Source organism: Confluentibacter sediminis, assembly GCF_003258355.1.
In the GTDB taxonomy this organism is placed as follows: domain Bacteria; phylum Bacteroidota; class Bacteroidia; order Flavobacteriales; family Flavobacteriaceae; genus Confluentibacter; species Confluentibacter sediminis.
Genome location: NZ_QKPO01000004.1, coordinates 313,587 through 330,360, shown reverse-complemented (window position 1 = coordinate 330,360; position 16,774 = coordinate 313,587). Strand labels below are relative to the sequence as shown.

19 protein-coding genes and 1 other RNA gene are annotated in these 16,774 nt (G+C 32.6%); 11 read left to right on the top strand and 9 right to left on the bottom strand.

Annotated elements, in window-relative coordinates:
* Positions 1-15: 15 nt before the first annotated feature.
* The 4 genes from rny to DKT72_RS04850 form a co-directional block, all read right to left on the bottom strand.
* Positions 16-1,590: a ribonuclease Y gene (gene rny, locus DKT72_RS04865; protein ID WP_111307581.1), complete on the bottom strand. Its 1,575-nt coding sequence runs from the start codon at positions 1,588-1,590 to the stop codon at positions 16-18.
* A 57-nt stretch (positions 1,591-1,647) separates the two neighbouring features.
* Positions 1,648-1,774: non-coding RNA, 6S RNA (ssrS, locus tag DKT72_RS04860), on the bottom strand.
* A gap of 54 nt (positions 1,775-1,828) precedes the next feature.
* Positions 1,829-2,122, bottom strand: a complete 294-nt coding sequence (locus DKT72_RS04855; RefSeq protein ID WP_111307580.1) for a cell division protein ZapA — start codon at positions 2,120-2,122, stop codon at positions 1,829-1,831.
* Between the two features lie 16 nt (positions 2,123-2,138).
* On the bottom strand, positions 2,139-2,429 hold the full coding sequence (locus DKT72_RS04850; RefSeq protein ID WP_111307579.1) for a coiled-coil domain-containing protein: 291 nt from the start codon (positions 2,427-2,429) through the stop codon (positions 2,139-2,141).
* Between the two features lie 197 nt (positions 2,430-2,626).
* Here DKT72_RS04850 and DKT72_RS04845 point away from each other — a divergent pair, with 197 nt between their 5' ends.
* Both DKT72_RS04845 and DKT72_RS04840 read left to right on the top strand, forming a co-directional pair.
* Positions 2,627-4,312, top strand: coding sequence for a M23 family metallopeptidase (locus tag DKT72_RS04845; RefSeq protein WP_111307578.1), 1,686 nt, complete (start codon positions 2,627-2,629; stop codon positions 4,310-4,312).
* Entirely contained in the window at positions 4,266-6,785 is a 2,520-nt protein-coding gene (locus tag DKT72_RS04840; protein ID WP_111307577.1) for a TonB-dependent receptor, read from the top strand. Before DKT72_RS04845 ends, DKT72_RS04840 begins: the two co-directional genes overlap by 47 nt.
* On the opposite strand, the gene DKT72_RS04835 is transcribed toward DKT72_RS04840, so the two are convergent.
* Complete coding sequence (locus DKT72_RS04835; RefSeq protein ID WP_111307576.1) at positions 6,782-7,927, bottom strand: cysteine desulfurase family protein; 1,146 nt, start codon at positions 7,925-7,927, stop codon at positions 6,782-6,784. The genes DKT72_RS04840 and DKT72_RS04835 overlap by 4 nt on opposite strands.
* 100 nt (positions 7,928-8,027) lie before the next feature.
* Here DKT72_RS04835 and DKT72_RS04830 point away from each other — a divergent pair, with 100 nt between their 5' ends.
* On the top strand, positions 8,028-8,930 hold the full coding sequence (locus tag DKT72_RS04830) for a hypothetical protein (protein ID WP_111307575.1): 903 nt from the start codon (positions 8,028-8,030) through the stop codon (positions 8,928-8,930).
* On the opposite strand, the gene DKT72_RS04825 is transcribed toward DKT72_RS04830, so the two are convergent.
* Together DKT72_RS04825 and DKT72_RS04820 are read right to left on the bottom strand one after the other, a co-directional pair.
* Positions 8,927-9,487 carry a DUF8465 domain-containing protein gene (locus tag DKT72_RS04825; RefSeq protein ID WP_111307574.1) on the bottom strand — a complete coding sequence of 187 codons (561 nt, stop codon included), beginning with the start codon at positions 9,485-9,487 and terminating at the stop codon, positions 8,927-8,929. The genes DKT72_RS04830 and DKT72_RS04825 overlap by 4 nt on opposite strands.
* Positions 9,488-9,489: 2 nt before the next feature.
* Positions 9,490-9,687, bottom strand: a complete 198-nt coding sequence (locus tag DKT72_RS04820; RefSeq protein WP_235841614.1) for a hypothetical protein — start codon at positions 9,685-9,687, stop codon at positions 9,490-9,492.
* A gap of 190 nt (positions 9,688-9,877) precedes the next feature.
* Between DKT72_RS04820 and DKT72_RS04815 the strand changes: the two genes are divergently transcribed.
* The 4 genes from DKT72_RS04815 to DKT72_RS04800 are packed head-to-tail and all read left to right on the top strand — an operon-like array spanning position 9,878 to position 11,178.
* Positions 9,878-10,150 carry a CD225/dispanin family protein gene (locus DKT72_RS04815; RefSeq protein ID WP_111307573.1) on the top strand — a complete coding sequence of 91 codons (273 nt, stop codon included), beginning with the start codon at positions 9,878-9,880 and terminating at the stop codon, positions 10,148-10,150.
* Positions 10,140-10,547, top strand: a complete 408-nt coding sequence (locus tag DKT72_RS18705) for a DUF2752 domain-containing protein (RefSeq protein ID WP_369074218.1) — start codon at positions 10,140-10,142, stop codon at positions 10,545-10,547. The genes DKT72_RS04815 and DKT72_RS18705 overlap by 11 nt, the downstream gene beginning before the upstream one ends.
* A gap of 9 nt (positions 10,548-10,556) precedes the next feature.
* Positions 10,557-10,841, top strand: coding sequence for a DUF2752 domain-containing protein (locus tag DKT72_RS04805; RefSeq protein ID WP_111307571.1), 285 nt, complete (start codon positions 10,557-10,559; stop codon positions 10,839-10,841).
* A 10-nt stretch (positions 10,842-10,851) separates the two neighbouring features.
* Positions 10,852-11,178 (top strand): CCC motif membrane protein, encoded by a 327-nt coding sequence (locus DKT72_RS04800; RefSeq protein ID WP_111307570.1) that lies wholly within the window; start codon positions 10,852-10,854, stop codon positions 11,176-11,178.
* A 64-nt stretch (positions 11,179-11,242) separates the two neighbouring features.
* Here the strand turns inward: DKT72_RS04800 and DKT72_RS04795 are convergent, their stop codons facing one another.
* Positions 11,243-11,692 (bottom strand): DUF5362 family protein, encoded by a 450-nt coding sequence (locus DKT72_RS04795; RefSeq protein WP_111307569.1) that lies wholly within the window; start codon positions 11,690-11,692, stop codon positions 11,243-11,245.
* A gap of 6 nt (positions 11,693-11,698) precedes the next feature.
* The gene (rocD, locus tag DKT72_RS04790; protein ID WP_111307568.1) at positions 11,699-12,943 is read right to left on the bottom strand and encodes an ornithine--oxo-acid transaminase; all 1,245 of its coding nucleotides are present in this window, start codon (positions 12,941-12,943) and stop codon (positions 11,699-11,701) included.
* Between the two features lie 222 nt (positions 12,944-13,165).
* On the opposite strand from rocD, the gene rlmD reads away from it, so the two are divergent.
* The 4 genes from rlmD to DKT72_RS04770 are packed head-to-tail and all read left to right on the top strand — an operon-like array spanning position 13,166 to position 16,773.
* Entirely contained in the window at positions 13,166-14,578 is a 1,413-nt protein-coding gene (gene rlmD / locus DKT72_RS04785; RefSeq protein ID WP_111307567.1) for a 23S rRNA (uracil(1939)-C(5))-methyltransferase RlmD, read from the top strand.
* A 19-nt stretch (positions 14,579-14,597) separates the two neighbouring features.
* Positions 14,598-15,143, top strand: a complete 546-nt coding sequence (locus tag DKT72_RS04780) for a DUF6452 family protein (protein WP_162623239.1) — start codon at positions 14,598-14,600, stop codon at positions 15,141-15,143.
* Positions 15,109-15,837 carry a DUF6048 family protein gene (locus DKT72_RS04775; protein WP_111307565.1) on the top strand — a complete coding sequence of 243 codons (729 nt, stop codon included), beginning with the start codon at positions 15,109-15,111 and terminating at the stop codon, positions 15,835-15,837. Before DKT72_RS04780 ends, DKT72_RS04775 begins: the two co-directional genes overlap by 35 nt.
* A 48-nt stretch (positions 15,838-15,885) precedes the next feature.
* Positions 15,886-16,773, top strand: coding sequence for a carbon-nitrogen hydrolase (locus tag DKT72_RS04770; protein ID WP_111307564.1), 888 nt, complete (start codon positions 15,886-15,888; stop codon positions 16,771-16,773).
* Position 16,774 lies beyond the last annotated feature (1 nt).

Below are 16,774 nucleotides of genomic sequence, written 5' to 3'. Positions count from 1 at the left end.
TTTTACCTATAAAAATTATTTAGCAATATTAACCGCTCTAGTTTCTCTAATAACTGTAATTTTAACCTGACCAGGATAGGTCATATCTGTTTGTATTTTTTGGGAAATGCTAAACGATAACTCAGCTGCTTTTTGATCATCTACTTTTTCACTTTCCACTATCACACGAAGTTCTCTACCGGCTTGAATAGCATAAGCTTTTTTCACCCCTTGGAAACCAAAAGCAATATCTTCTAAATCTTTCAGACGTTGAATATAACTATCTAAAACCTGACGTCTAGCACCTGGACGAGCTCCAGAAATAGCATCACATACCTGTATGATAGGCGATATTAAAAACTTCATTTCTACTTCGTCATGGTGAGCTCCAATGGCATTACAAACCTCATCTTTCTCTCCATATTTTTCAGCCCATTGCATACCAAGAATAGCATGTGGTGTTTCCATATCTGCTTCAGCATCTGGCACTTTTCCAATATCATGTAAAAGACCTGCTCGTTTCGCTAATTTAGGATTCAAGCCTAATTCCGCTGCCATAACGCCACAAAGTTTAGCTACTTCACGCGAGTGTTGTAATAAGTTTTGTCCGTAAGAAGATCGGTATTTCATTCTTCCTACCATTTTAATAAGTTCAGGATGTAGGTTATGAATTCCTAAATCAATAACCGTACGTTTACCAATTTCAATGATTTCTTGTTCAATCTGTTTTTTGGTTTTCTCTACAACTTCTTCAATTCTAGCTGGGTGAATTCTACCATCGGTAACCAATTTGTGTAATGATAAGCGTGCAATTTCACGTCTCACAGAATCAAAACAAGAAAGAATAATAGCTTCCGGTGTGTCATCAACAATAATTTCTACACCTGTAGCAGCTTCAATCGCTCTAATATTTCGACCTTCCCTACCTATAATTCGACCTTTAACATCATCAGACTCGATATTAAATACAGACACGCAATTATCAACGGCTTCTTCTGTTCCAATACGTTGAATGGTATTTATAATGATTTTTTTAGCTTCTTGTTGTGCGGTCAGTTTGGCTTCTTCAACAGCACTTTGCACGAACGCCATAGATTCGTTTCTGGCTTGACCTTTTAAAGATTCTATTAATTGTGCTTTAGCATCCTCAGCCGAAAGACTTGAAATAACCTCTAATTGTTCCACCTGACTTTTATGAAGTCTTCCAATTTCAACTTCTTTTTTATCAAGAATATCCAATCTATGATTGTAATCTTTAATTTTTGCCTCTAAATTATCGTTTAATGTTTTCGATTTATTTAACTCGCTAGATACTTGAGATTCTTTATCTCTAGTTCGCTTTTCAGCTTCAGCCATTTGTTTGTCACGAGACAATATCACCTTTTCATGCTCCGACTTAAGTTCAATAAACTTTTCTTTAGCTTGGAGGATTTTATCTTTTTTAATGGATTCTCCTTCAATATTTGCTTCTTTTAATATAGAAGCCGCAGATTTTTTTGCTTCTCTAACAAGTTTAGATGCATTATTTTTTTCTAATGTTTTGGCTATAATAAATCCTATTACAACCCCTAATAATATTCCTCCTACAATTAATAAAATTGTGTTATTCATGATATTCAGTTGGTTTTTATATATAAAAAAAGCCTACACCAGCATAAAGTTTTGTATAAACTCCTTAAAACAAGTTTAGGGCTAACAAGCTGATCAAGGATCTGCTAGGTACTAAATAAATTCAGCACATGCAGCATGCTTTTACAACTTAAACTCACCCTTTTTAAGAGAATTAACGTTGAGTTTATCAAAAAAAATAACCAATGTAGGCAGTAACTTTCGTTTATTTAAAGAACGTTTAAGAGATTAAATGCGAATGCAATAATTCATCTAGAGCTTGAAGCTTTTCTTCTAAATGTTCATTTACATTCTCTTTATCAATTGATTTCTGTTCCACTTGAGAAGCAAACTGTAAGGCACACATGGCCAAAACATCTTGTTTATCTCTCACAGAATAACTTTGCTCAAATTGCTTAATCATGGCTTCAATGTTTTTAGCTGCTTTACGCAAACCTTCTTCTTGACTTGCATCAATTGTTAAAGGATATACCCTATTAGCTATAGATAGCTTTATTTTAAGCTTTTCTGACATTGAATTTACTTAATCATTAATCGGAAAGTTGAGCAATACAATGGTCTATATCCCTAATTAATGCGTTTATTTTAAGCTTAGTCTCTCGTTTATTTTCATCACTGCCAAGTATTGTATTTGCCATTTTTAGAGCTTCATATTTTTCTTCCCAAGCTACTATATGCTGTTGCTTTTTTTGAAGTTCTTGTTTGGATAACTCTAACTCTTCATTCAACTTTAAATTGGTACGCTTTAAAACCTCAAGTTTATGAAGCACTTTACTAATTTTGTTTTCTAGAGAATCTACAATGTCTTCAATATTACTCATTTGCAAATTTCAATACTTATCTCACAAAGTTAACATAGATAACTATAAATTACAATTGTTTTTACATAAAATTTAAATTAATTCGTTATCACTGAATATCAACGCTATGAATTGATTTTTGTTTTATCTTTTGTTGATTCATATCAAATTAATATTTTAGCCTTATACCAATTCATACCTGAATACCCATTTTTATCATGAAATTAATCCTGTTTTTTTTACTAGTTTCCTCTACATTTATTAGTGCTCAGAATAATTATCCACAAGATTATTTTGGAAATCCTTTGGAGATACCCTTAATATTAGCAGGTAATTTTGCGGAATTACGCTCCAATCATTTTCATTCTGGCCTTGACATTAAAACGCAACAACGTGAGGGCTTAAAAGTTTTGGCTGCTGCCGATGGCTATGTTAGTCGAATTAAAATTCAACATTATGGCTATGGAAAAACACTATATATAACCCACCCCAATGGCTATACAACTGTGTATGCGCATTTATCGAGATATTCACCTGAAATTGAAGCATACGTTAAAGAACACCAATACAAAGAAGAATCATACGAAATTGAAATATTTCCCAATATTGAAGACTTATTGGTTGAAAAAGGAGAGCTTGTTGCCTACAGTGGAAATACTGGAGGTTCAGGAGGTCCCCACCTTCATTTTGAAATCAGAAATAAAGATGAATTCACCATAAACCCCATGCTTTTTGGTATTGATATCAAAGACACTTCCAAACCTGTAGTGACCTCTGTTTATGCCTATCCTCTAGGAGATGGTTCAAGCATTAATAAATCACTTTTAAAACAAAAACTCAAATTAACACCTTTAAAAACTGGAGACTATATAACAGAAAGTATCACTGCTTTTGGAGATATTGGATTTGCCATTAACACTTTTGACAGACAGGATTTTGGGGCTAATAACAATGGTGTTTATAACATACAGACGTTTATTAATGGGAATCAAAATTTTGAGGTAGATTTTAAAATATTCTCTTTCGATGAAACAAATCGCCTCAACAGATTTATAGATTACGAACATTTTAAAACCAAGAAAGAACGCATTCAAAAATTATTCAATGATAATAATGACCTTAGTATGCTAAGATCTGCTTTAAACAATGGTATTATCACCATTAAAGACAGTACCAATATGGTTTATAAAATACGTTTAAGCGACTATAAAAACAACGAAACTTGGATAACCATCCCTATTAAAGGCTCGCAACCAAATACTGTACAGAATATAAATAAAAAAATAACCCCTTATCTTATTTCAACTAAAGGGACAACTAACTTAAAAGAAGGCAATGTCTCTGTAGACATTTTCCCCGATACTTTTTACGATGATTATTACCTCGATTTCAAAGTTAAAAACGATACCCTTTTTTTAGAAGAAGATATTGTTCCCCTAAAAAAAACTTTCAACATTAGCTACGATATTAGCAATTACAACGATACTGACAAAAGCAAACTCTATATTGCAAGATTAGTGGGCAGCAAAAAATACCCTGTTTATGAAAATACTAAAAGAAGAGGCAACATTTTAACTAGCAGCATAAAAAATCTTGGGACATTTGCCTTGGCTAGAGACCATGTGAAACCAACAATAACACCTATAAATTTCAAAAACAATCAATGGCTAAGTAATTTCAGATATTTAAAAATTAAAATTAGCGATGCCCAAACAGATATTTCAAATTACAGAGCTACGATAAATGATCAATGGATTTTAACAGAATACGACTATAAGACCAAAACACTTACATACGATTTTAATGATTCTGTAAGCACAGAAACCAAAAACAATTTAAAAGTGATTGTTACAGATAATGTTGGAAATAGTGCTACTTTTGAAGCAACTTTTTACAGAAAATAAACAAACACATTTGAACACAAGATTTTGGTTTATTAGTCTCGTTTTTTTATTGGTAACACTGCAAAGTTATTCGCAAACAGCTACCATTAAAGGTATCATTCTTGACGAAAAGAAGTTTCCTGTTGAAAATGTAAATATCAAAACTGGTTCTATTGGGACACAAACCAATGGCAATGGATTTTTCATTATAAAAATACCAGCCGACCGAGATGTCGAAATAGAATTCACTCACATATCACACAAAAAAATTGTTAGCACTTTCAACCTTAAAAATGGTGAGGATTTTGAATTTAATCCTGTAATGAACACTTCAACCGAGCAAATAGCGACCGTTGTTGTATCAAGTAAACGACAAAAAGAAGTTGAAGGTATAACAACCCTGAATCCAGAAACCATAAGAAAAATTCCTGGGGCCAATGCTGGGGTTGAAAATTTATTGATGACACTTCCTGGAGTTAGCAACAATAATGAATTAAGTACGCAATACTCTGTTCGTGGTGGTAATTACGATGAAAACTTAGTGTATGTTAATGATATTGAAGTGTATCGTCCTTTTTTAATAAGATCTGGACAACAAGAGGGTTTAAGTTTTGTTAATACAGATTTAGTACAAAATGTCGATTTTTCATCTGGTGGATTTCAGGCTAAATATGGTGATAAATTATCCTCTGTATTAGATATTACTTATAAAAATCCGTATCAATTTGAAGTTAATGCCGATTTAAGTTTATTAGGAGGAAGCCTTTCTGTTGAAAACATTAGTAAAGACTCTAAGTTTTCAGGAATTGTAGGACTTCGGTATCGAGATAATAGTTTATTGGTTAAAGAAAAAGAAACCGAAACCAATTATAAACCAGCATTTGCGGATGCTCAAGCTTATTTCACTTATAAATTTTCAAATACATTCCATTTGAGTTTTTTGGGAAATGCCTCTAGCAACAAATACAACTACCAACCCCAAACAAGACAAACCAATTTTGGAACATTAAGCGCCCCTAAGGCTCTTATTGTTTATTATGAAGGACAGGAAAAAGATCAATACCAAACTTATTTTGGCGCTTTTAAAGGCACTTATTTTGTTAATGATGATTTAACTCTTAAATTCATTACATCTACATACCACACGACTGAAGAAGAATATTTTGATATTCTGGCTCAATATAGACTGGGAGAGGTAAATTCTAATATTGGTGATGAAAATTTGGGTGAGGTTGAATTTAGTGAAGGCGTTGGAAGTCAATTGAATCATGGCAGAAATGATTTGGATGCCCTTATTACAACCATTGAACATAAAGGTGATTTTAAAATTAACGACAACCGCATTGAATGGTCTATAAAATATACCAATGAAGATATTCGCGACCGATTGGTTGAATGGGAAGTTATAGACTCCGCAGGTTTTTCAATCAGACCTCCAAAAACCACACCGATAAACGAGCAGCCATATGCACCGTATGAAGGCCCATTAGTACCTTTTCAAAATGTTAGAGCTACAAATTATGTCACAATCAACAGACTGCAAGGCTATGCGCAATGGAGTAAACGCGCTACTTTAGGCACGAGTGACGTATGGTACAATGCGGGTATACGTGTTCATAATTGGTCTATTTCAGGAGACAATATCACATCAACAAACCAAACAGTGTTTAGTCCACGAGCACAATTTGACATAAAACCAAATTGGGGAAAAGATATGCTTTTTAGAATAGCGGGAGGCTTATATTACCAACCTCCTTTCTATAGAGAGCTTAGAAATTCGACAGGAACCGTTCGTCCTAATGTAAAGGCTCAAAAATCGTTTCATGTGGTATTAGGAAATGAATATAGCTTTAAAATGTGGGACAGACCTTTTAAACTTAGCACAGAGGCTTATTATAAAAAATTAACAGATGTGAATCCCTATACCTTAGAAAATGTCCGCATTCGGTATAGAGCAGCTAATAATACCGAGGCCTATGCCTATGGTTTGGATATGCGATTGAATGGGGAATTTGTTCCTGGAACAGAGTCTTGGTTCAGTTTTAGTTATTTAAAAACAGAAGAAAATATAGAAAACAAAGGCTATATAGCGAGACCAACAGACCAGCGATTAAAATTTGCCGCTTTATTTCAAGATTATGTGCCAAATATACCAAGCATGAAAATGTATTTAAATTTGGTTTATAATACAGGTTTACCAGGTGGCTCCCCTAGTTATGCAGACCCCTATGAATACCAAAACCGTTTACCTTCTTACAAACGTGCCGATATTGGTTTTCAATTTGTAATGGTAGATAAAAACAAGTCATTTAAAAATGGCTGGAAAAAACCTTTTAAAGAACTCTCTTTTGGTGTTGAAATTTATAATATGTTTGATGTACAAAATTCCATTACCAATACTTGGGTTAGAGATGTATATAGCAAGCGTCAATACGCTATCCCGAACTATTTAACACCTAGGGTTTTTAATGTTCGGACAACTATGAAGTTTTAATTAGTAACCAATTCTTTTAAAACTCCAACAACATAATCGATGTCTTCTTTGGTATTATAAATACTGAATGAAAACCGAATAGAAGGTTTTTGTAAATCGTCATCATTTAAAATTTCAGCAAGTACATGTGAATTTTGGGAACTTCCACTCTGGCAAGCACTCCCTTTCGAACAAGCAATCCCCTTTAAATCTAACTGAAATAAGAACATAGACGCTTTTTTTGGTGATACAGGTAAACAGACATTCACTAAGGTATACGTACTTTTTTCTAGGTTTCCTGAATGACCATTAAAAATAACCTCTGGAATGTCATTGGAAATTTTATTAATAAAATATTTTTTTAAATCTAAAATATAGTCTGTTTCTTTTTCTAAATGCTTATAAGAAATATCTAATGCTTCAGCAATACCAACAATGTTATGAATGCCCTCCGTTCCTGCACGAAGCCCTCTTTCTTGTTCGCCTCCAAAAATCAATGGTTTTAATCCCGTATTTTTTCTAACAAAAGCAAAACCAATGCCTTTGGGTCCATGAAATTTGTGTGCACTAGCTGCTAAAAAATCTAATTTTATATCTTCTAAATCTAAAGGATAATGGCCAACAGATTGTACAGTATCACTATGAAACAACGCATGATTCTCTTTACATAAATCGGCAACCTTTTTTAAATTCAGAACATTACCAATTTCATTGTTTATATGCATTAGACTGACCAACGTTTTACTTTCAGTTTGCAACAAGGTTTTTAAATGCAATACATCAATACTTCCATTGGTCTTTAAATCAACATAACTAACAGCGATTTTATATTCCTTAATCAATTGATCTATGGTATGTAAAACAGCATGATGCTCTATTTTTGAAGTAATGATGTGCTTTACACCCAAGTCTCTAACAGCACTTCTTAAAATTAAATTATCGGCTTCGGTACCTCCTGAAGTAAATATTATTTCACTGGCTGACACATTTAAATAACTGGCTATAATTTTTCTTGATTTTTCAATGATAGCTTTAGATGATCTACCAAAACTATGTGATGATGAAGCATTTCCATAATTAAGTTTCATTACACTAGTCATTCCTTCGATAACTTCATCACGAATTTGCGTGGTTGCAGCGTTGTCTAAATAAACGTTTTCCATTTTTTTATTCTATGCCACAAAATTACTTCAAATAAAATTATTATCATTATCGGGCGTTATAAATAACAATTCTATTATTTTTGCCTTAAAACCCAAACCAATGAAGAAATCTTTATTTGTTATTCTATTTATAAATTTATTCTTTTCTTTTTCTTGTAGTGATGGTGATGTGATTGCGGTAGAATTTGATTTTGATGAGACATTCTACGCTTGTACAGGAACTGATTTAGTATTCTATAAAACTAAAAATGACCCATCGGAATCTTTATCAATTTTAATACCAAACCTTACTCTAGCCGATATTATAAATGTTGGAACAGACAACACCCTGGTTACAACTACAAATGGCACATTTAATTATAGAACTTACAGTAACGCAAGTTTGCCCTCAAATTTGTTTTGTAGCGATGTGCCGTCTTCTGAAATAAAAATAACTCAAGATTACCAAAGCTCAGCTACAGCCGTTATAACGACTATTTTAACCAGAGATGATAATGATGGCATCCCCGCGGCTTTAGAAGATATCAACGGGAATGGTAATTTAGAAGACGATGATACGGATCGCGATGGCATTCCAAATTATTTGGATATTGATGATGATGGAGATAATGTATTAACAAAAGATGAAAACCCAGACCCAAACGGGGATGGCATATTAGATGATGCTCTAGACACTGATGGCGATGGCATTCCTGACTACTTGGATACTGATGATGATGGTGATGGTATTTTAACACGAGATGAAGAAACGGATACACCAGATGAAAATCCTAGAAATGATATTACAGATGGGATTGCAGATTATTTAAATAAAGATGTAGCGATAACTTCTACAGCACCAGCAACAGCTTTTAGAGTCCATACCGTAAATTTAAGTTATTTTGTTACGCTAAAAGTAACGGGCATAAGTTTAGAGATTTTGTCACAAGACGAATTTGATTTTGGAGTTTTGGATAATGGCATCTTGACTGATACCGAAACACGATCTACCAATTTTAATTAGTTAGGCGCAACACTTTGTAAAATATAAACTTCGGTAGCCCCTAGTCCATATTTTTGGTAATTGGCATCATAAAATTTCACGTTGTTGTAACGTGCAAACAAGTATTCCAATTCTACCTTAAGCACCCCTTCCCCAACACCATGAATAAACACTATTTTTTGAATACGTTTAGCCATTGCAAACTCCAGTTGACGTCTCGCGGTATCTAATTGAAGTGTGAGCATATCATGATTACTCATGCCTTTTGATGATTTAACCAATTGATTGATATGCAAATCAACTTCCATAGTTGGCTCATAACGCTCTTTGGCTTTTGTGTGTTGTTGCTTTCTTTTGGGCTGTTCTTTTTCTGAAATTATCTCATTAATACTGGAATTGAAAAACAACCCTTCTTTGATAGATTTATCAGACTTTTTTTTTACAAGTTCACGACTCTGATAATCGAGTAAAAAACCATCGCTTGTTTCTATAGTAATAACATTGTCCTTAATTATTTTAACAACCCCTGAAAAATCCTCATCTATCACCAATACTTGGTCACCTATATTAAAATCCATAATTATGTCGTTTCATTAGTGTCCTTATCCTTTTCGTTATCGAGTTTACTAGGAATCGTTTTAGAAATTCTATAAATCCCTACCATTAGCATAACAATCCCTCCAATTAAAATAAACAAATTTTGATCTTCTTTACCTGATTTTGCATAAAGCGCGACAAAAGCTCCTAAAACTATAAGTATGTAGTTTATATATTTCATTTAAATTATACAATTCAATTATTTTTTAAACATTTCTCTGTATGAATTATTGAAAAGTAATTCATAATTTATATTAAAACCTAATATGTTAATCACTAGATTGCATTGTTTTTGTTCTGTAAAATTAAGTTTATAAAACATTTTTCCTATATTTAATTTTATAAAATCAAACTATTATAAATTTTATCACATGGAGAACAAACCGCCAAGACCAAGTAGCTATTTAGCTTTAGCAATTATTACAACGATTGTATGCTGTTTACCAACAGGTATTGTAAGCATTATATATTCAACCAAAGTTAATGGCCTTTACGAAGATGGAAAATATGATGAGGCAGAAAGAGCTTCTAAAAATGCAAAAACTTGGGGACTGGTTTCTATTGGAGCTGCTTTTCTTGGTGTTATTGTTTATGTACTCATCTTTGGCGTAGCCATTTTTGGAGCAATGGCTAGTGGTCACTAAAATAAACACCTATATAATCATTGTCATAGTCGTAACTTTTTTTTTAGTGTTATGGCTATATTTTAGATTTAATCCGTCTGAGTCTAACATATTCCCAAAATGTCCTTTTTATTCCCTTACTGGACTTTATTGTCCTGGATGTGGTAGCCAAAGAGCCGTTCACCATTTTTTAAACGGTCATGTATTTGATGGTATTAAACATAATTACCTTATTATGTTATTACCTAGTGTTTTGATTTATGATTGGAGTATTATTTTAATTAATAAATACTTTAATAAGAATATTAAAAATATATTACATAATTCAAAAACCACATATGCAATTCTAATTACAGTATTATTATTTTGGATATTAAGAAATGTTAATTTCTATCCTTTTAGTATTTTAGCTCCCTAATATTTACTTATGGTTTCTTTAGAAGATTATATGTTACCCTGTCTAAATAAAAAATTGTTTGGCATTGATTGTCCCGGATGTGGTATGCAGCGATCTGTATTACTTATTTTCCAAGGAGATTTTGAAGCTGCTTTTCACCTATACCCTGCCATTTTTTTGCTTATTCCTCTAGCTTTAATCATAACAACTTCTTTGTTTTATAAATTTAAGTATTCAAACAAAATTATAAATATACTTGCTATCATTTCAATAGTCACCATTATTATAAGTTATCTAATCAAAATAATAAATTAAAATACAACACATGGAACAACAAAAATTAAACCCAACAATTGTTTACGTTTTAGCTATTTTAGGATTTTTATGCTGCTGCTTTGGTGGGCTTGGCTTTATTCTTTCTGGAATTGCTTTTATTATAGCCTATAGCAAACTCAAGGATGCACAAGTTAATCCTGAAAATTATACACCCGAAAGTATTAAAGCTATGAATACCGCTAAAATAGTTGCACTAATTACTTTAATAATAAACATTCTTTACCTTGCAGCTACAATCTACAAAATTTACACTATTGGTTGGGATGAAATGATGGAACAATCGAGACAAATTATGGAACAATACCAGAATCAATAATAAAAATTCAAACAAAAAAGCGACCTAATATGGTCGCTTTTTTGTTATAATAAAATTTTAAGCTCTAAAGTAAAGCCGCAAATATTCCAAAAATAAAGATTAAAGCATATATACTAAATATGACAATAACAAACATACCCATGAATTTATAATGGGATTTCAAATTAGAAAATGCCATTTTAAATTCATGGTTGTTATTTGTCTTCAAAGCATTTTTCATTTTCTTAGAAAAATTAAATAAATAATATACGGGGAAAAAATATAAAATTCCAATCACAACATATATCAAACCTAAGTACCCCATAGAGAATCCTAAATTCTGGTAAGGATTTATACCTCCCATAAAACTTCCCATAAATGCTCCAAAGAATACGCCAAAAAGAATCATAATTCCAATACCAATAAAACCTAATATAGATAAAAAGTAAGACCAACTAGATGTTTCTTTCAAAAAGCCTTTAATATCATTATCTAATTCTAATTCAAAGGTTTCAAAAACCGATTTTTCTTCCATAACTATTTATTTTTCAAATTGTTTTATTGTTTTTATGATGATGGAAATACAATCCAGCAGCTGCTCTTCATTCATTACTAAGGGAGGTGCAAAACGAATAATATTGCCATGAGTAGGTTTTGCTAACAAACCATTATCTCTCAAAGCTAAGCAAATATTCCATGCGGTATCACTATCTTCAGAATCGTTAATCACGATGGCGTTAAGGAGTCCTTTTCCTCTTACTAATTTTACAATCGTACTTGTTTCAATATATTTGTTTAATTCATTTCTAAATAATTGACCAAGCACAGCCGCATTATCTGCCAGCTTCTCATCTCGAATAACTTTTAATGCTGCTATAGCAACAGATGCGCCCAGAGGATTTCCTCCAAAAGTACTGCCATGTGTGCCTGGCGTCATAACCCCCATAATATTATTATTTGCTAAAGCCGCACTTACTGGGTAAACACCACCACTTAATGCTTTTCCTAAAATTAAAATGTCTGGTTTTACATTTTCAAAATCTACTGCCAACAGTTTGCCTGTTCTACCAATACCTGTTTGAATTTCATCTGCAATAAACAATACATTATATTCTTCACATAATTTTTTAGCTTTTGCCAAATAACCTTCATCAGGCACATATACGCCAGCTTCTCCTTGAATAGGTTCAACTAAAAAACCGGAAACATTTGCATTGTTTTTTAAAGCTTCTTCCAGCGCATTCAAATCATTATAATTTATATTGATAAAGCCATTGGAATAGGGTCCAAAATTTTTATATGCAGAACTATCACTGGAAAAGGATACGATTGTAGTGGTACGTCCATGAAAATTTTTGTTACAAACAATGATCTTTCCTTTGTTTTCCTCAACACCTTTCACTTCATAACCCCATTTTCTACAGATTTTTAAAGCCGCCTCCACAGCTTCTGCACCAGAATTCATAGGTAATAGCTTATCAAATCCAAAATATTCGCAAGCAAATTTCTCATATAGACCTAACACGTTGTTATGAAATGCTCTAGATGTTAAGGTTAATGTTTGTGATTGCTCAATTAATGCTTTGACAATTTTTGGGTGACAATGTCCTTGATTTACGGCAGAGTAAGCTGACAAAAAATCGTAATATTTTTTTCCATCGACATCCCACACAAATACTCCTTCCCCTCTACTTAAAACTACTGGTAACGGATGATAGGTATTTGACCCATACTTTTTTTCTAATTCAATTGCTTGTTGTGAAGTTAATTGTTCTAAAACAGCCATTTTAATTTGTTTTAAATTAATAAAATAACCATTCCTTATCTACCTTTATCCTTTCGAAGAGTCGAAAATTCAGCGTGGGAAAGAAATCATCCCTAAGTATATGCAAGTTAGCAAATATTAATGGTGTTTGAAAATAATTATATAGGCCTTTTTGAATTTAAAAGATCAAAAAAATAACTATTCTATACATTACAAAATAGAAAAAGCAATTACTTTTGCACCATGTCCAGAAAAATCACAAAAAAACAAATCTTTGAACATATTGAAGTTCTTGATGCCGGTGCCAAAGGGAAAACCATTGCTAAATCTCCAGACGGAAAAGTTATTTTTTTACCAAACGCTGTGCCTGGGGACATAGTTGATATACAAACATTTAAAAAACGTAAGGCTTATTACGAAGGTAAAGCTATAAATTTCCATAAACTTTCAGAAAAAAGAACAACACCTGTTTGCGAACATTTTGGAGTATGTGGAGGTTGCAAATGGCAGGATATGGGTTATGAGCATCAGCTTTATTACAAACAAAAGGAAGTTACCAATAACTTAACACGAATTGGTCATATCCAACTTCCTGAAGTGACTCCTATTTTAGGTTCAAAAAATTCATATTTCTACCGAAATAAAATGGAGTTTTCTTTTAGTGATAGCCGTTGGTTAACTCAAGAAGAGGTCAAGTCTGACAAAGATTTAGGTGATAGAAATGCTTTAGGTTTTCACATTCCTGGAATGTGGGACAAAATTTTGGATTTAAACACATGTCACTTACAACCAGACCCTTCCAACGCTATAAGAAATACGGTAAAACAGTTTGCTATTGAAAATAATTTAGAGTTTTTCAATACTAGAAATCAATCAGGTTTTTTACGAACCATGATGATTCGCACGTCCACTACTGGTGATGTAATGGTAGTCATTCAGTTTTTCAAGGAAGATAAAGCCAAACGCGAGTTGTTATTGAATTTTATTGCTGAAACGTTTCCGCAGATAACCTCATTGCAATACATTATAAATGAAAAGGCCAATGATACCATTTACGACCAAGAAGTGGTTTGCTATAAAGGAGCAGATCATATCTTTGAAGTTATGGAAGGCTTAAAATTTAAAATAAATGCTAAATCTTTTTATCAAACCAATTCAGATCAAGCGTTTGAGCTATATAAAATAGCAAGAGATTTTGCAGGGTTAACTGGAAATGAATTGGTGTATGATTTATATACTGGAACAGGAACCATCGCACAATTTGTTGCCAAACAAGCTAAAAAAGTTATTGGTGTAGAATCTGTGCCAGATGCCATAACTGCAGCTAAAGAAAATGCACAATTAAATAACATAAATAACGTTGAGTTTTTTGTAGGAGACATGAAACATGTTTTTAACGATGCATTTATAAATAAACACGGACATCCTGATGTTATCATTACAGACCCACCACGAGATGGTATGCATAAAGATGTTGTTCAGCAAATCCTTACCATCGCTCCAAAACGAGTGGTTTATGTGAGTTGTAATAGTGCCACACAAGCTAGAGATTTAGAATTGATGGATGCTACCTATAAAGTGATTAAAACACAGGCGGTTGACATGTTTCCACAAACGTTTCATGTCGAAAATGTTGTACTTTTGGAGAAACGCTAGATACTATTAAAATTTAAAAATGAAATATTTAAAAATCATTATACCTCTAATTTTCCTAATCTTTATGGGAATTACAATTAGTTGCGAACGCGATGATATTTGTCCAGAATCTACGCCTACAACGCCTAACTTAATTATAGAATTTTACGAAAGTACTGATCCAGAAACAGCTAGCTTTGTTCCTAAACTTAGAGTTCAAGGTATAGATAACAGCGACGTACTTGAAGGATATAACGCCGCTAATACAAAGGAATTGAAATTACCATTAAAAACTGATTCTAACATAACACAGTATAGACTTCATAGGGATTATTCCATAAATGATAATGGTACACCAAATGATACCAGCGACGATTTTGCCAATGGAAATGAAGATATTATCACCATAAAATATACTACAGAGCTCGTTTTTGTTTCTAGAGCTTGTGGGTATAAAACAATCTTTAAAAACGTGAGCTTAACTATTGAACCTGATAGTGATAATTGGATAAAATCAAGACAATCTGTAAACGACAACCAATCTGTAGAAGATGAAACAACAGCACATTTTTACTTATTTTTCTAGTATTTTAATGATGCTATTTTTTTGTGTATCTACAAATGCGCAAAATGATAGTATAGCAAGTTCCATTAATGATTCCATAAAAATTAAAGAAAAATATGGTCTTAGGGTTGGTGGCGATATAGGAAAACTCATTCGTTCGTTCGTTGATGAAGACTATTCTGGTTTTGAAATTAATGGTGATTTTAGACTTAAAAAACGATTATATATTGCTGGCGAAATTGGTATTGAAGAAAAAAAAGATGACAATACTTACCTTAACATCACCACAAAAGGAACTTATTTAAAAGCTGGTATTGATTACAATATGTATCAAAACTGGTTAGATATGGATAATATGGTTTATAGTGGTTTCAGGGTTGGTGCCAGTACTTTTAGCCATACTTTAAATAGTTATCAAGTTTATAACACCAATCAATATTGGCAACCACAATTTTCGTCTAACACACCACAAGAATTTAATGATTTAACGGCTGTTTGGATGGAATTGATTTTAGGCATTAAAGCGGAACTTTTCACTAATTTATATATGGGCATTAATGTTCAATTAAAAGCGTTGGTAAGCCAGACAGAACCAGACAACTTTACCAATATTTACATACCTGGTTTTAACAAAACGTTTGATAGCACTAAAATAGGTGTTGGTTATGGTTATTCTATTTCTTATCGAATACCACTATATAAAAAGGATAAATAGAACCTTTAAAAAAATTATATCTTTGTATTAAATCTATTTTCTATATAAATGGCAAAAAAAACATATAAAATATCTGTAATTCAGTTAAATCTTAATGATAGTCCTGAGAATAATTTAAAGAAATGTAAAACTTGGGTACGCGATGCTGCCAAGCAAGGTGCTGAAATCATTTTATTACCAGAACTTTATAGTAGCCATTACTTTTGCCAAAGTGAAGATGTAGATAATTTTAAATATGCTGAGCCCCTGTATAGTACATCCTTTATTGCTTTTAGTGATTTAGCCAAAGAATTGGGCGTTGTAATAATTGTCCCATTTTTCGAAAAAAGAATGTCAGGCATTTACCACAACAGCACCTACATTATTGATACAGATGGCTCTGAAGCTGGTTTGTATAGAAAAATGCATATTCCAGACGATCCTCATTTTTACGAGAAATTTTATTTTACTCCAGGAGATATTGGTTTCAAGGCTTTCCCAACCAAAAAAGGAAAAATTGGCACATTAATTTGTTGGGATCAATGGTATCCTGAGGCTGCCAGATTAACCGCCCTTCAAGGAGCCGAAGTATTATTCTACCCAACGGCTATTGGCTGGCATCCAAAAGAAAAAGAACAATACGGTGAAAACCAACAAGGTGCTTGGATGAATGTTATGAAAGGGCATGCTGTAGCCAACGGTATTTATGTTGCAGCAGCAAATCGAATTGGTTTAGAAAAATATCTTCCAGATACTGATGGTATACAATTTTGGGGTTCTTCATTTATCGCCGGTCCCCAAGGAGAAATATTAGCACAAGCCTCTACAGATAAAGAAGAAATTTTAATTGCTGAAGTCGATTTAGATTTACAAGAAAATGTGCGTCAAAACTGGCCATTTTTAAGAGATAGACGTATTGATAAGTATGATGGCATTACCAAAAGAGCTTTAGATTAAT

What these genes read in the sequence shown, in the direction of transcription:
- DKT72_RS04845 (WP_111307578.1), top strand. Translation starts at nt 2,627, where the DNA reads ATGAAATTAATCCTGTTTTTTTTACTAGTTTCCTCTACATTTATTAGT.
- DKT72_RS04770 (WP_111307564.1), top strand. Translation starts at nt 15,886, where the DNA reads ATGGCAAAAAAAACATATAAAATATCTGTAATTCAGTTAAATCTTAAT.
- DKT72_RS04780 (WP_162623239.1), top strand. Translation starts at nt 14,598, where the DNA reads ATGAAATATTTAAAAATCATTATACCTCTAATTTTCCTAATCTTTATG.
- rny (WP_111307581.1), bottom strand. Translation starts at nt 1,590, where the DNA reads ATGAATAACACAATTTTATTAATTGTAGGAGGAATATTATTAGGGGTT.
- DKT72_RS04855 (WP_111307580.1), bottom strand. Translation starts at nt 2,122, where the DNA reads ATGTCAGAAAAGCTTAAAATAAAGCTATCTATAGCTAATAGGGTATAT.
- DKT72_RS04775 (WP_111307565.1), top strand. Translation starts at nt 15,109, where the DNA reads ATGAAACAACAGCACATTTTTACTTATTTTTCTAGTATTTTAATGATG.
- DKT72_RS04805 (WP_111307571.1), top strand. Translation starts at nt 10,557, where the DNA reads ATGGTTTCTTTAGAAGATTATATGTTACCCTGTCTAAATAAAAAATTG.
- DKT72_RS04825 (WP_111307574.1), bottom strand. Translation starts at nt 9,487, where the DNA reads ATGGATTTTAATATAGGTGACCAAGTATTGGTGATAGATGAGGATTTT.
- DKT72_RS04840 (WP_111307577.1), top strand. Translation starts at nt 4,266, where the DNA reads ATGTTGGAAATAGTGCTACTTTTGAAGCAACTTTTTACAGAAAATAAA.
- DKT72_RS04830 (WP_111307575.1), top strand. Translation starts at nt 8,028, where the DNA reads ATGAAGAAATCTTTATTTGTTATTCTATTTATAAATTTATTCTTTTCT.
- rocD (WP_111307568.1), bottom strand. Translation starts at nt 12,943, where the DNA reads ATGGCTGTTTTAGAACAATTAACTTCACAACAAGCAATTGAATTAGAA.
- DKT72_RS04820 (WP_235841614.1), bottom strand. Translation starts at nt 9,687, where the DNA reads ATGAAATATATAAACTACATACTTATAGTTTTAGGAGCTTTTGTCGCG.
- DKT72_RS04800 (WP_111307570.1), top strand. Translation starts at nt 10,852, where the DNA reads ATGGAACAACAAAAATTAAACCCAACAATTGTTTACGTTTTAGCTATT.
- DKT72_RS04850 (WP_111307579.1), bottom strand. Translation starts at nt 2,429, where the DNA reads ATGAGTAATATTGAAGACATTGTAGATTCTCTAGAAAACAAAATTAGT.
- DKT72_RS04815 (WP_111307573.1), top strand. Translation starts at nt 9,878, where the DNA reads ATGGAGAACAAACCGCCAAGACCAAGTAGCTATTTAGCTTTAGCAATT.
- DKT72_RS04835 (WP_111307576.1), bottom strand. Translation starts at nt 7,927, where the DNA reads ATGGAAAACGTTTATTTAGACAACGCTGCAACCACGCAAATTCGTGAT.
- DKT72_RS04795 (WP_111307569.1), bottom strand. Translation starts at nt 11,692, where the DNA reads ATGGAAGAAAAATCGGTTTTTGAAACCTTTGAATTAGAATTAGATAAT.
- rlmD (WP_111307567.1), top strand. Translation starts at nt 13,166, where the DNA reads ATGTCCAGAAAAATCACAAAAAAACAAATCTTTGAACATATTGAAGTT.